Source organism: Streptococcus sp. E17BB, assembly GCF_041807725.1.
Classification (GTDB): domain Bacteria; phylum Bacillota; class Bacilli; order Lactobacillales; family Streptococcaceae; genus Streptococcus; species Streptococcus entericus.
In genome coordinates this window covers 16,312-30,036 of the sequence record NZ_JBGTZC010000004.1, presented here as the reverse complement: position 1 = coordinate 30,036, position 13,725 = coordinate 16,312, and the positions used below count along the sequence as shown (strand labels likewise).

Annotated in this window: 11 protein-coding genes and 1 pseudogene; all 12 read left to right on the top strand. The window is 48.1% G+C overall.

Features of this window, described 5'->3' with window-relative positions:
• The first annotated feature begins 55 nt into the window (after positions 1-55).
• The 12 genes and pseudogenes from ACERC7_RS01610 (at position 56) to ACERC7_RS01555 (ending at position 13,714) form a co-directional block, all read left to right on the top strand.
• The gene (locus ACERC7_RS01610) at positions 56-2,743 is read left to right on the top strand and encodes a cation-translocating P-type ATPase (protein WP_373665945.1); all 2,688 of its coding nucleotides are present in this window, start codon (positions 56-58) and stop codon (positions 2,741-2,743) included.
• A gap of 90 nt (positions 2,744-2,833) precedes the next feature.
• Positions 2,834-3,592: pseudogene (locus ACERC7_RS01605) on the top strand (hypothetical protein).
• A 123-nt stretch (positions 3,593-3,715) separates the two neighbouring features.
• Positions 3,716-4,843, top strand: a complete 1,128-nt coding sequence (gene queG, locus ACERC7_RS01600) for a tRNA epoxyqueuosine(34) reductase QueG (protein WP_373660060.1) — start codon at positions 3,716-3,718, stop codon at positions 4,841-4,843.
• A 111-nt stretch (positions 4,844-4,954) separates the two neighbouring features.
• Positions 4,955-6,059, top strand: a protein-coding gene (gene prfB, locus ACERC7_RS01595) for a peptide chain release factor 2 (RefSeq protein WP_373660059.1) whose coding sequence is annotated in 2 segments (ribosomal slippage) — positions 4,955-5,026 and positions 5,028-6,059 — 1,104 coding nt in all. Because the reading frame shifts where the segments join, the coding sequence is not laid out codon by codon here.
• A 210-nt stretch (positions 6,060-6,269) separates the two neighbouring features.
• On the top strand, positions 6,270-6,962 hold the full coding sequence (gene ftsE, locus ACERC7_RS01590) for a cell division ATP-binding protein FtsE (RefSeq protein WP_018369163.1): 693 nt from the start codon (positions 6,270-6,272) through the stop codon (positions 6,960-6,962).
• Positions 6,955-7,878: a permease-like cell division protein FtsX gene (gene ftsX / locus ACERC7_RS01585; protein WP_373660058.1), complete on the top strand. Its 924-nt coding sequence runs from the start codon at positions 6,955-6,957 to the stop codon at positions 7,876-7,878. Before ftsE ends, ftsX begins: the two co-directional genes overlap by 8 nt.
• A 325-nt stretch (positions 7,879-8,203) precedes the next feature.
• Positions 8,204-8,890 (top strand): orotidine-5'-phosphate decarboxylase, encoded by a 687-nt coding sequence (pyrF, locus tag ACERC7_RS01580; protein ID WP_373660057.1) that lies wholly within the window; start codon positions 8,204-8,206, stop codon positions 8,888-8,890.
• On the top strand, positions 8,887-9,516 hold the full coding sequence (gene pyrE / locus ACERC7_RS01575) for an orotate phosphoribosyltransferase (protein WP_373660055.1): 630 nt from the start codon (positions 8,887-8,889) through the stop codon (positions 9,514-9,516). Before pyrF ends, pyrE begins: the two co-directional genes overlap by 4 nt.
• A 66-nt stretch (positions 9,517-9,582) precedes the next feature.
• A complete protein-coding gene (locus tag ACERC7_RS01570; RefSeq protein ID WP_373665944.1) occupies positions 9,583-10,467 on the top strand; it encodes an aspartate carbamoyltransferase catalytic subunit in 885 nt (294 codons plus the stop codon).
• A 9-nt stretch (positions 10,468-10,476) separates the two neighbouring features.
• Positions 10,477-11,739 (top strand): dihydroorotase, encoded by a 1,263-nt coding sequence (locus ACERC7_RS01565; protein ID WP_373665943.1) that lies wholly within the window; start codon positions 10,477-10,479, stop codon positions 11,737-11,739.
• Between the two features lies 1 nt (position 11,740).
• Positions 11,741-12,667, top strand: coding sequence for a dihydroorotate oxidase (locus ACERC7_RS01560; protein ID WP_373658234.1), 927 nt, complete (start codon positions 11,741-11,743; stop codon positions 12,665-12,667).
• Positions 12,668-12,676: 9 nt separating this feature from the next.
• Complete coding sequence (locus ACERC7_RS01555; RefSeq protein ID WP_373660052.1) at positions 12,677-13,714, top strand: carbamoyl phosphate synthase small subunit; 1,038 nt, start codon at positions 12,677-12,679, stop codon at positions 13,712-13,714.
• The last annotated feature ends 11 nt before the right edge of the window (positions 13,715-13,725 follow it).

Below are 13,725 nucleotides of genomic sequence, written 5' to 3'. Positions count from 1 at the left end.
AGAAAAAACAGGTCTTTTTCTATTGACATGGAAAAAGACTAGAAAAGGAGAACACATGTCAAAAGAACAAAAACGTGACGCCTATTATGCCAAGCATGAAGACGTCGTGTTGGCAGAGTTGGAGGCCAGCATTGATGGTCTGACCAATGATCAGGTGAAGGCTCGTCTAGCAGACTATGGTCGCAATGAGCTCGATGAGGGAGAAAAACGCACCCTCTTGCAGAAATTTATCGACCAATTTAAGGATTTGATGATTATCATCCTCTTGGCAGCGGCGATTTTGACCGTAGTGACAGAAGGGATGCACGGCTTGGCGGATGCCATCATCATCTTAGCCGTTGTCGTTCTAAATGCTGCCTTTGGTGTTTACCAAGAAGGACAGGCAGAAGCTGCCATTGAAGCCCTAAAGAGCATGTCTTCGCCTGTTGCCCGTGTCCGTCGGAACGGTCATGTCATCGAAGTGGACTCAAAAGACTTGGTGCCTGGCGACATCGTCATGCTAGAAGCAGGGGATGTGGTGCCAGCGGATATGCGTCTCTTGGAAGCCAACTCCCTGAAAATCGAGGAAGCTGCTCTGACGGGTGAGTCAGTTCCTGTTGAGAAAGATTTGACAGTCACCTTGGCTGCGGATGCTCTGATCGGTGACCGTGTCAACATGGCCTACCAGAACTCAAACGTGACCTACGGTCGAGGCTCTGGTGTCGTGACCAACACAGGGATGTACACTGAGGTCGGTCATATCGCTGGTATGTTGGCAAACGCAGATGAGAGCGATACCCCGCTCAAGCAAAACCTCCATCAGTTGTCTAAGGTGCTGACCTATGCGGTCTTGGTGATTGCAGCTATTACTTTTGCTGTTGGTGTCTTTGTCCAAGGAACGCCAGCTCTGAAAGGGTTGACAACAGCGATTGCCCTTGCGGTTGCGGCTATTCCAGAAGGACTGCCAGCTATCGTGACCGTTGTTTTGTCACTTGGTACAAAAGTATTGGCTAAGCGGAATGCCATTATCCGTCAGTTGCCAGCGGTGGAAACGCTCGGTTCGACGGAGATTATCGCTTCGGATAAAACGGGTACTCTGACCATGAACCAGATGACCGTTGAGAAAGTATATACAAATGGTGAATTGCTCAATGCGTCAGCGGCATTTGACGCTAGCAATTCAACCCTTCGTGTCATGAACTTTGCCAATGACACCAAGATTGACCCATCAGGCAAGCTCATCGGTGACCCGACGGAGACAGCCTTGGTGCAGTTTGGTCTGGACAAGAACTTTGATGTGCGTGAGGTGTTAGAAGGGGAACCACGTGTGGCAGAGTTGCCATTTGACTCAACGCGTAAGCTCATGTCCACTATTCACCGACAGGCAGATGGTCGCTACTTTGTAGCGGTCAAAGGTGCGCCAGACCAGCTCCTCAAGCGGATTACCCAGATTGAGGACAGTGGTCAGGTGCGTACCCTGACAGACGCTGACCGTGAAGCCATCCTTGCGACCAATAAATCGCTGGCCAAGCAAGCGCTTCGTGTCCTCATGATGGCTTACAAGTATGTGGACAGCATTCCGACACTTGAGACAGAAGTGGTCGAAAATGACCTCATTTTCGCAGGCTTGGTCGGTATGATTGACCCAGAGCGTCCAGAAGCAGCGCAAGCTGTTGCTGTGGCAAAAGAAGCGGGTATCCGTCCAATCATGATCACAGGTGACCATCAGGATACTGCGGAAGCTATTGCCAAGCGCCTCGGGATCATCGATCCGAATGACACGGAAGATCACGTCTTCACAGGAGCAGAGCTCAATGAGTTGACCGATGAAGAGTTCCAAAAAGTCTTCAAGCAATACTCTGTCTATGCCCGTGTATCGCCTGAGCACAAGGTGCGGATTGTCAAGGCTTGGCAAAATGAAGGCAAGGTTGTTGCCATGACAGGTGACGGTGTCAACGATGCACCGTCGCTCAAGACAGCTGACATCGGTATCGGGATGGGTATCACAGGTACGGAAGTTTCAAAAGGTGCTTCTGACATGGTGCTGGCGGATGACAACTTTGCCACCATCATCGTCGCAGTTGAAGAAGGTCGGAAGGTCTTCTCCAATATCCAGAAAACCATCCAGTACCTCCTGTCAGCCAATACCGCAGAAGTGCTCTGTATCTTCCTTGCAACCCTCTTTGGTTGGGACGTTCTGGAGCCAGTTCACCTGCTCTGGATTAACCTGGTAACCGATACCCTGCCAGCTATCGCCTTGGGTGTGGAGCCTGCTGAGCCAGGTGTCATGAGCCACAAGCCTCGTGGACGCAAGTCCAGCTTCTTCTCAGGTGGCGTGCTAGGAGCCATCATTTACCAAGGTATCCTGCAAACTATCTTGGTCTTGGGTGTTTACTGGTTTGCCTTGCAGTTCCCAGAGCATGCAGGTGACCACCATGCCATCCATGCAGACGCTTTGACCATGGCGTATGTGACCCTTGGTCTCATCCAGCTCTTCCACGCCTTTAACGTCAAGTCTGTTTACCAGTCTATCTTTACAGTCGGTCCATTTAAGAACAAGCTCTTCAACTGGTCGATTGTAGTGGCCTTCCTCATGTTGATGGCAACGATTGTGGTGCCAGGTTTTAACACCTTCTTCCACGTGACGGTGCTGACACCGACCCAATGGCTGGTAACAGTCATCGGTGCAGGTCTCATGATTGTGGTGGTTGAGCTTGTTAAGGCTGTGCAACGTGCGACTGGACAAGATAAGAATGCGATTTAACCCTCGAACTCAGCGATTCGCTGGGTTCTTTTTTTCTTGACAGAGAAGGGGGATATGATATAATAAAATCAAAAAAAATGGGAGAGAATGATGGTTTCTGTTACGCAACGTATCAGTGCGATTAAACAACCAAGAGGTGGTTATGTTAAACCATCTCGTTTTGAGGTCACTCAGTTGCCTATTGGTGAAGAGTTAGCGCCTGCTGAAAATATCCATAGCAGCTTGGTTGGTTTGGCGGTTGATTATTTAACGCGTTTTACATTGGGTACAAAGGCTGAGGAGACGTTTCGGATTTCCCTCTATGGTGCTCAGATGATAGATGAACTTGAGCATGCTTGGGAATTGTTGGAGAGCATCATTGGTTTGGATAGTTATTCCATTACTTGCGCTTGTCAATTAGTCGGCTATGATGTGGTCTTCCGTGCTGGTCGCTCTGGTTATAAGCCTGTTGAGAGCATCGTTCCGGATATGTGGACTATTGAAAATATTCGAATAATGGTCGAGCGGAGTTTAGTCTTTTTCAATCATTATGGTCCTGTTATTAAAGACGGTTTTAACATGCTGGGAGGTTATACAGAAACCATTGATAGTGGGGATGGAGACTTTTTAACCAGTGATACCCTGTGGGATTTTAAGGTGAGTAAGGCAAAACCAACAGCAAAGCACACCCTTCAGGTACTCGTTTATTACTTGATGGGTCTCCAATCTTATGATGATCATTTTAAGTAACTTCTTTATCTTGGAATTTACAACCCACGCTTGCATCACGTTTACCGCATGAGGATTGACAGTGTCGATGGCGAGACGATTGATACCATCTGTCGAGAGGTGATTGGCTATTCTGTCTGAACTGGGTATCTTCATCTGTCAAACAGTTTTCTTGTTCACCAATCCGAAAGGGTTGGTTTTTATGTCACCAACTTGTAACGCTAGCTTCTTGCGCTTGTCACTTTTTTGGCGTACAATGAGAGTATGGATTTAAAGGCTCAGATTCAGCAACTCGCGCGAGAGATTGGCATTTCAAAAATCGGCTTTACCACGGCTGATGATTTTTCGTATTTGGAGAAAAGCTTGCGCGCAGCAGCTGATGAGGACAGGTTGTCAGGCTTTGAGCACAAAAACATTGAGGAACGTTTGGATCCCAAGCTGAGCTTGGCATCAGCCAAAACCATCATCTCCATAGCGGTTGCTTACCCCCATAAACTGCCGATTGAACCTCAAAAGACCAATTACAAGCGAGGTAAAATCACCCCAAACAGCTGGGGACTTGATTACCATTATGTTCTCCAAGACAAGCTCAATCGTTTAGCAGCAGGCATTCGAGAGTTGTGCAAGGCTTTTCCGTTAGAGCACAAGGCCATGGTGGATACGGGCGCTCTGGTTGATACAGCGGTAGCCAGACGAGCAGGGATTGGTTTCATCGGTAAAAATGGCTTGGTCATCTCCAAAGAATACGGCTCGTATATGTATCTGGGAGAGCTAATTACTAATCTGGAGATTGAGCCCGACCAGCCTGTGGACTATGACTGTGGGGACTGCAGGCGGTGTTTGGATGCCTGTCCGACGTCCTGTTTGATTGGGGATGGGAGCATGGACGCCAAGCGTTGTCTATCCTTTCAAACCCAGGACAAGGGCATGATGGCGCTGGAATTTCGCAAGAAAATCAAGACTGTTATCTATGGTTGTGACATCTGCCAAATCTGCTGCCCTTACAATAAAGGGTTAAATAATCCCTTGGCCAGCGAGATTGACCCTGAACTGGCTTGGCCAGAGCTGATTCCCTTCTTGGAATTGACCAACTCGACCTTCAAGGAAAAGTTTGGCATGATTGCCGGTTCTTGGCGAGGGAAAAATATCCTCCAACGCAATGCCATCATCGCCCTTGCCAATGCTCACGACAAGACAGCAGTCGTCAAGCTCTTGGAAATCATTGATAAAAACAATAACCCCATTCACACGGCGACAGCGCTTTGGGCCTTGGGGGAAATCATCAAAACACCGAACGATGATATGCTAGAGCTGGTGCTGGCGGTGAAGACGGACAACGCTGATATTCTGACGGAGCGTGAGCAACTGCTTCAAAAATGGCAAGTTAGCTAAAAATATGATAGAATAGAAAAGTTATGGCAGTTTCCTGCCAATTAACCGAAACGGACTAACACTGGGGTGCAGCTCTGCTATTGCCCTAAAAAAGAACCAGCGAGGTAAACTATGGATATGATTGACAGCCGCAACAAGATTGCGAACCTGCGTGCAAAGCTAACCAGCTTTGGGAGGTCTCTTTGACCTCGACCGTTTGGAAGAGGACATCGCGACCTTAGAGCACCTTATGACTGAGCCAGATTTTTGGAATGATAATCAGGCGGCGCAAAAGGTCTCTCAGGAGCTAAATGACCTCAAAACAACCTACCAGACCTTTCATGACATGACGGAGCTCTGCGACGAGTGCGAGTTGCTGCTGGAGATGGGAGCAGAGGACGAGAGTTTGTTGGAGGAGTTGTCTGACAGTTTGACGAGGCTTGAGGGTCTGATGACCAGCTACGAGATGACGCTACTCTTATCAGAACCCTATGATAGCAACAACGCTATTTTGGAGATTCACCCAGGCTCTGGTGGTACTGAGGCTCAGGACTGGGGTGATTTGCTGCTTCGCATGTACATGCGTTTTGGCAATGCTAGAGGGTTTAAGGTAGAAACCTTGGACTATCAGGCGGGAGACGAGGCTGGGATTAAGTCAGTGACCCTGTCTTTTCAAGGGCCAAATGCCTACGGTTTATTAAAGTCAGAGATGGGGGTTCACCGTTTGGTGCGGATTTCACCCTTTGACTCGGCGAAACGTCGTCATACCTCATTTGCCTCTGTTGAGGTCATGCCGGAGTTAGACGATAACATCGAGATTGCTATCCGTGATGATGAGGTCAAGATAGACACCTTCCGTTCAGGTGGTGCAGGTGGTCAGAACGTCAACAAGGTCTCAACAGGGGTGCGCTTGACCCACATTCCGACAGGAATTGTTGTCGCTTCAACTGTTGACCGCACCCAGTACGGCAACCGAGACAGAGCCATGAAGATGCTCCAAGCCAAGCTCTATCAGTTGGAAGAAGAGAAAAAGGCGGCTGAAGTGTCTGCCCTCAAAGGTGACAAGAAAGAAATCACATGGGGCAGCCAGATTCGTTCCTATGTCTTTACCCCTTACACCATGGTCAAAGACCATCGGACCAGCTATGAGGTTGCTCAGGTGGACAAGGTCATGGATGGTGAGATTGATGGCTTTATCGACGCCTACCTCAAGTGGAAAATGGGTGTGGATGAGTAAAACAAGCCAGTGGCTTGTTTTAGCCTGAGCTTGAAAATGAGGTAGCGAGGGAAAGCCAGTGGCTTGTTTTAGCCTGAGCTTGAAAACGAGAGAGTGAGGAGAAGTTCTGCCCTTTGCATTCTTATTTATCAGAACCTCTTAGGTTTAGGATTTTCTGAGAAATAGCAGAGCTGAGCAACTGCTCTGAGCTGAAAAACGAAAGGAGTGTCTATGGCACTGATTGAATTACGCGATGTGACCAAGAAATACCATCGCTCGACAACTGCCTTGCGCGGTGTTGACCTTGATGTCAACCAAGGCGAATTTGTCTATATCGTTGGCCCATCAGGGGCTGGTAAATCAAGTTTTATCAAACTGATTTATCACGAGGAAAAGGCGACCAGTGGTCGTATTAAGGTAGGTGAGTTTGATGTCACCAACCTCAAACCCAAACACCTGCCCTATCTTCGTCGCTCGATTGGCGTTGTTTTCCAAGACTATAAACTTCTGCCCCGTAAGACTGTTTTTGAGAATGTCGCTTACGCTATGGAAGTTATCGGTGAAAGACGTAAAACCATCAAAAAACGTGTTCCTGAAGTGCTAGAACTTGTTGGTCTCAAGCACAAGATGCGTGCCTTTCCTGACCAATTATCAGGTGGTGAGCAACAGCGTGTGGCTATCGCGCGAGCTATTGTTAACAATCCGAAACTCTTGATTGCTGATGAGCCGACAGGTAACCTTGATCCTGATAACTCTTGGGAAATCATGAAGCTTCTTGAGCGTATCAATATGCAAGGGACAACTATTTTAATGGCGACCCACAACAGCCAGATTGTCAACACCTTGCGCCACCGCGTTGTCGCTATTGAAAATGGGCGCGTGGTCAGAGACCAAGAGAAAGGAGATTACGGTTACGATGATTAGACCATTTAGACATTTTTGGGAAGCCGTGAAAGGATTGATTCGAAACGGCTTGATGAGTGTGATTGCGACATCATCTGTTAGCCTAACCTTGACCCTGTTGGCTTTCTTCTCAGTTATTATCATCAATGCGGAACGCCTAACAACAGGCGTTGAGGGCAATGTTCAAATCAACACTTTCCTTTTGTACGAATCAACGGATAATAACGAAACGATTGTCAATGACCGTGGAGAAACAGTGCCAAACCCTGATTATCACAAGGTTTATGATCAAATCATGGCCTTGCCAGATGTTGACCAAATCACCTTTTCTAGTAAGGATGAGCAGCTCGTTGCTTTGAAACAAACCATGGGTGAAGCTTGGGAAATCTATGATCAGGATAACCCTCTATCAGATATTTACATTGTTTCTACTAAGACACCTGATTCAGTTAAGTCGGTCACAGCTGCCATTGAAAAAATTGCTGGGGTTGACTCAGTGTCTTACGGCGGTCTGAAAGCTGAAGCTCTCTTCAAATTGGCGGATACTGTTCGAATTTGGGGGGTAGGCATTACAGCGCTCATTTTAGTCATGGCCATATTCTTTATTTCCAATACCATCAGAATGACCATTATCTCACGCAGCCGTGAGATTCAGATTATGCGTTTGGTTGGTGCTAAGAGCGGCTATATTCGCGGACCTTTCTTTATTGAGGGAGCTCTTGTAGGCTTACTTGGGGCGATCATGCCTGCCTTATTGGTTTATTTTGGTTACCATTTTGCCTATAGCGAATGGAATCCCGGATTAGTTGTGCAGAACCTTTCTCTGTACCCACCAGTGCCTTTCCTATACTATGTTGTCGGCGGACTATTTGCTGTCGGGATTGTGATTGGTGCGATTGGGTCTAGCCTATCTGTCCGTAAATATTTGAAATTCTAAACAAAATCTCTTGCATTTTTTATTAGAATATGCTAGAATCAATTCAGAATATCTTTAAATTCGTCCAGAGAGGCGAGCAAGGTAACTGAATCTGACAAATAGCGTATGGGAAAATGGTTATGTTTTCTAGGCTTTATTGTGTTACCCGAACGATAGGGTAACGTTAGAAAAACAACCAGCTGACCCTAGCAGTCAAAGAGCATGCACCAGAAATTTTATTGCTGATGATGTCTTTGCTGTATCCAACTTGTTGTGAAGCCATTTACAGGTGCCTTGTCGATGACAGGGCACTTTTTTGTTGCCTGAGGCTAATTAAGGAGGCGTGATGACAAAAACCATACTGGCACTGGATGTGCCTACTGCCGATCAAGCATGGGATTTGCTTGCTGATTTTCCAGAACCGATCTATGTCAAGGTTGGCATGGAGCTGTACTACGCTCTGGGGGCTGATTTTGTTCGTGAGTTGAAAGCTAAGGGGTTTCAGGTTTTTCTTGACCTCAAGCTCCACGATATCCCAAACACCGTCTCCCAAGGCATGACCCAACTGGCGACACTGGGTGCGGACATGCTAAATGTGCATGCTGGAGGTGGCATAGCCATGATGACAGCGGCTGTCAATGCTGTCAAGTTAGTCAATCCAGATAGCCTCTGTATTGCAGTGACCATCCTGACCTCGCTTGATGATCAGCAACTCCAGAAAGAGCTTGGTCTCTCTCAACCTGCCCTAGAGACAACCTTAGCTTACGCTCGCAACGCTAAAGCAGCTGGTATGGACGGGGTGGTGTGCAGTGTCCATGAGGTAGCAGCCATTCACGATGCCTGTGGGGCGGACTTTATCTGTGTGACGCCTGGGATTTCTTTTGGAAATAGCCGAGCAGCTGACCAGAAACGGGTAGCGACACCGGCTCTTGCCAAGACAGCTGGGTCTGATTATATTGTCGTTGGGCGCAGCATCAGCCAATCAGCACACCCTTACCAAACCTATCTAGCTATTGAGGAGGAACTTCTATGACAAAAACTGCTCTTGCAAGACTGCTCTTAGAGACTAAGGCTGTCTTTCTATCACCAGATCAGCCCTTTACTTGGGCTAGCGGTATACAGTCGCCGATCTACTGTGACAATCGCCGTGTACTGGCTTTTCCTGAACAACGTCGTCAGGTGAAGGATGCCTTAGTTGCCCAGATTCAATCCCTAGATTATGACGCCATCATGGGGACTGCCACGGCAGGTATCCCGATGGCTTCGATCTTAGCAGACCATCTCAATAAGCCACTGGGTTATGTCCGAAGTAGTCAAAAGAAGCACGGTCGTAGCCAGCAAATTGAAGGGTATCAAATCCCAAACACCAAGGTCGTCTTGATTGAAGACTTGATTTCAACTGGAGGTAGTGTTTTGGAGGCCGTTCACATCTTGCGTCAAGCTGATATTGAAGTGGTTGGAGTTGTGGCGATTTTTACCTATCAGCTCAAGAGAGCCGAGAAGGCCTTTGCAGCAGCAAATGTGCCACTGTACACCCTGTCTGACCGAGAAACCTTGCTGAGGTTGGCTGTTGAAGAGGGCTATTTAGCACAATCGGACTTATCTCAGGTTCAGCACTTTTTTCAAGAACTTGATAAGCCGAGTATTGACACGAGCTAGAAAACTCATCTGTTTAGCTCAGCTATTTTCCCTAAACCAACCCTACGGGGTAAGAAAGGAGTTGTGATGATCAACCTTATCCGCATGTCGGACCTGACAACTGAGCAAGTCTATGGACTAATCCATCGAGCTTTGGCGCTGAAAGCAGGTAGCCCACCCCTGCATCGTTCAGATCTCTTCGTTTCTAATCTCTTTTTTGAACATTCGACCCGAACCAAGCACAGTTTTGAGGTGGCAGAGCAAAAACTGGGGCTTCGTGTTATCAATTTTGACGCGGATACTTCCTCAGTCAACAAAGGCGAAAGTCTCTACGATACCTGTCAGACTATGGCAGCTATTGGTTGTCAGGTGCTGGTTATCCGCCACCCTAAAGAGAATTATTATACTGATGAACTAGCGGGTCTGACGGTGCCAGTAATCAACGGAGGTGACGGCAGCGGTGAACACCCCAGCCAGTGTCTGTTGGATCTGATGACCATTTATGAGCGTTTTGGTCGCATTGAAGGGCTCAGGGTAGCTATTGTTGGCGACATCAAGCACTCTCGAGTAGCCAGAAGCAATTACCATACCTTGAAAAGGCTAGGCGCGACGGTTGTCTTTGTCGGTCCAGAAGCTTTTGAGGATAAGACCTTAGGTGAAATGGTTGATTTTGACACCGTTTTACCAGAGTTGGATGTCTGCATGCTTTTACGTCTGCAGCATGAGCGGCATTTTGGAACGAAATTGTCAGACATAACAAGCTATCATCAGGCTTATGGGCTGACCTTGGAACGCTACAAGAAACTCAAACAAGAGGTGATTGTTATGCACCCTGCTCCTGTTAACCGTGGGGCGGAGATTGCTAGCCAGTTGGTGGAAGCGGACAAGTCAGTTATTTTTGACCAGATGACCAATGGTGTTTTCATGCGGCAGGCGATTTTAGAGCACATCATCACCGGCAACAACTTATAGGAGGGACAGATGTTAATCACAAATGCCACGATTTTCCTAGACGGAAAGTGGGTTAAGCGAGACATTCTCATTGCCCAAGGGTATATCGGAGAAATAGCCGAGCGGATTGATCCGATAGGGGATGAGGTACTTGATGCAGCTGGTCGCTATGTGTCGCCAGGCTTCATTGATGTTCATGTCCACTGGCGAGAACCAGGTTTTCCGCACAAGGAAACCATTGCTCAGGCCAGTCGAGCGGCTGCCAGAGGTGGATTTACAACAGTCATGCCCATGCCAAACCTCAATCCTGTCCCAGACAGTCGAGAACATTTGCAGCAGCAACTAGACTTGATTGCCCAGCATAGTGTTATCAGGGCGCTTCCTTATGGCGCGATTACCAAAGAGGAAATGGGGCAGGACTTGGCAGATATGACGGATTTGGCACAGCGTGTTTTTGCCTTTAGTGATGATGGGCGTGGGGTTCAAGATGCCAATACCATGTATGAGGCCATGCGTTTGGCAACTTCATTGGGCAAGCCGATTGTCGCTCATTGCGAGGAAAATTCTCTTATACGAGGCGGTTGTATGCACGAGGGTAAACGTAGTCAGGAGCTAGGGTTGCCAGGCATTCCGTCTGTTTGTGAGAGCGTGCAGATTGCCAGAGACATCTTATTGGCGGAAGCCACAGGTTGCCATTATCATGTCTGCCATGTTTCCACCGAAGCCTCGGTGCGCTTGGTGCGCGAGGCCAAGAAAAATGGCATTCGAGTGACTTGCGAGGTTTGCCCTCACCATCTGGTTAGCGACGAGATGGACATTACTCACGATACTGGCCTGTGGAAGATGAACCCGCCTTTACGGTCAACTCAGGATAGACAGGCTCTGATTGAGGGGCTTTTGGATGGCGCCATTGACATCATCGCCACTGACCACGCGCCGCATGCGCCTGAGGAAAAAAACTGCTCCATGACCCAAGCAGCTTTTGGTATCGTCGGTAGTGAAACGGCTTTTGGTTTGCTTTACACTCATTTGGTGCGGACAGGGATGTTACCGTTGGAAAAATTGCTGGCGCTGATGACTGAGGACGTGGCAACCTGTTTTGATTTGCCTTATGGTAGGTTGACGGTTGGCAGCTCTGCTGACATGGTGATTTTAGATACCGAGACGGCTTATGCCATCGACCCAGACCAGTTTCTCAGCAAAGGCAGAAATACCCCTTACGGTGGACAGACCGTTTATGGGAAAGCATTGGTGACCATTTATCAAGGACAAATCGTTTACGAGGAGAAATAACATGACCAGATTACAAACCACTCTTGGACAATTTAGTTTTGACAGCTGTGTGATGAATGCCTCTGGTGTTCATTGTTATGACCGAACTGAACTGGATGACTTGCGGGCATCTAAGGCGACCACCTTTGTCACCAAGTCTGCTACGCTCAATCCACGCGAGGGCAATCCGACACCGCGTTACAAGGCAGTACCGCTAGGGTCTATCAATTCCATGGGCTTGCCAAATTTGGGCATTGACTACTATCTGGACTACCTCAAAACGGTAGAGGTTGGGGGGAGCTCGCCATTCCTATCCGTGACGGGGCTGTCTCGTGAGGAAACTCATACCCTGCTCAGGAAAATCCAGTCTTCTAGCTACAATGGTCTTGTGGAGCTCAATCTTTCTTGTCCCAACCTTATCGGCAAACCCCAGCTGGGCTATGACACCGAAGGTGTCAACGAACTCCTGACAGAAGTTTTCGCCTACTTTGACCAGCCTTTGGGAGTGAAATTACCGCCTTACTTTGATCTCACTCATTTTGACCAAATCGCCAAGGTGCTCAATCAGTTTCCCTTGACCTTTGTCAATACGGTCAACAGTATCGGCAATGCCCTCTACATTGACGACGAGACGGTAGCTATCAAGCCCAAAAATGGGTTTGGGGGTCTTGGAGGAAGTTACATCAAGCCGACAGCTCTGGCCAATGTCCATGCCTTTTATCAGCGGTTGAAACCATCGATTGCTATCATCGGAACAGGTGGTGTGAGCTCTGGTCGTGATGTCTTTGAGCATATCCTCTGCGGTGCACGTCTGGTGCAGGTCGGAACAGCTCTTCAGGAGGAGGGCCCAGCGATTTTTGACCGCTTGGAGGCAGAATTGCGGAGCATCATGGCTGAAAAAGGCTACGAATGTTTAGATGATTTCCGTGGAAAATTGCACTATTTGTAAGGAGAGAACATGGCAAAACGGTATTTAATCTTAGAAGATGGCACAGTGTTTGAGGGAGAAGCCTTTGGAGCTGATGTGACAACAACTGGTGAGCTGGTCTTTACAACAGGTATGGTTGGCTACCAAGAAACCATTACAGACCCAGCTCATGCTGGTCATCTTGTGGTTTTTACTTACCCAACAATTGGCAACTATGGGCTAAATGCTGATGATGATAATTCTTTCTATTCAGACTGCCGAGGTGTTATTGTTTATGAATGGGGAAAAGAAGGCAGTAACTGGCGCAGTCAGATGACCTTAGATGAGTTTTTGCGCCGCAAAGGGATTCCAGGTATTTCTGGTTTGGATACGCGAGCGCTGACGCGTTTGATTAGAGACAGAGGCTCTATTAGAGCACAGTTGACCGACCAGCGAGATGAGCCCAATCAGGTCGAAGCAATTGAGCAGAATCTCGTTGACAGGGTATCGACCAAGACAGCTTATGCCTTGCCAGGGACAGGTCGTCGTGTTGTGATCCTTGATTTGGGACTGAAACAAGCCCTGTTAAAAACACTTAAACACTTAGACTGGCAAGTTACGGTTGTGCCTTGGGATAGCTCAGCTGAACAGATTCTAGCCCTAGCCCCAAGTGGACTGATTTTGTCCAGCGGTCCTGGGAGAGCTCACCAGCTGCCACAGGTGGTTGAACTAGTCAGGAGCTTGCAGGATAGTCTGCCAATTTTGGGACTTGGTTTAGGTCATCGTGTTTTGGCGCTAGCTAATGGGGCTAGGGTCGAGCGTTTGGCTATTGGACATCACGGGACTAACCATGCGGTGCGTGAACAGGAGACGGGACGTGTGACCTTTACCTTGCAGAGTCAAACAGAAGCGGCAGTGGACGCTGACTTGCCAGAGCAACTAGAGGTGTTAGCCCGTCATTTGAATGACCAAAGCATTCAAGCGACCAGACACAAGAACCTAGCTGTGATGGGCATTGACTATGAGCCGACACGTCAGACCTTTATGGACTGGCAAGAACTCATGACCAAAAGACAAGAGCAAATCTAAAACGTAGAGGG

Coding starts and splice junctions, on each gene's coding strand:
- pyrE (WP_373660055.1), top strand. CDS start 8,887: ATGACAAAAACTGCTCTTGCAAGACTGCTCTTAGAGACTAAGGCTGTC.
- ftsX (WP_373660058.1), top strand. CDS start 6,955: ATGATTAGACCATTTAGACATTTTTGGGAAGCCGTGAAAGGATTGATT.
- ACERC7_RS01570 (WP_373665944.1), top strand. CDS start 9,583: ATGATCAACCTTATCCGCATGTCGGACCTGACAACTGAGCAAGTCTAT.
- ACERC7_RS01560 (WP_373658234.1), top strand. CDS start 11,741: ATGACCAGATTACAAACCACTCTTGGACAATTTAGTTTTGACAGCTGT.
- ACERC7_RS01555 (WP_373660052.1), top strand. CDS start 12,677: ATGGCAAAACGGTATTTAATCTTAGAAGATGGCACAGTGTTTGAGGGA.
- queG (WP_373660060.1), top strand. CDS start 3,716: ATGGATTTAAAGGCTCAGATTCAGCAACTCGCGCGAGAGATTGGCATT.
- ACERC7_RS01565 (WP_373665943.1), top strand. CDS start 10,477: ATGTTAATCACAAATGCCACGATTTTCCTAGACGGAAAGTGGGTTAAG.
- ftsE (WP_018369163.1), top strand. CDS start 6,270: ATGGCACTGATTGAATTACGCGATGTGACCAAGAAATACCATCGCTCG.
- ACERC7_RS01610 (WP_373665945.1), top strand. CDS start 56: ATGTCAAAAGAACAAAAACGTGACGCCTATTATGCCAAGCATGAAGAC.
- pyrF (WP_373660057.1), top strand. CDS start 8,204: ATGACAAAAACCATACTGGCACTGGATGTGCCTACTGCCGATCAAGCA.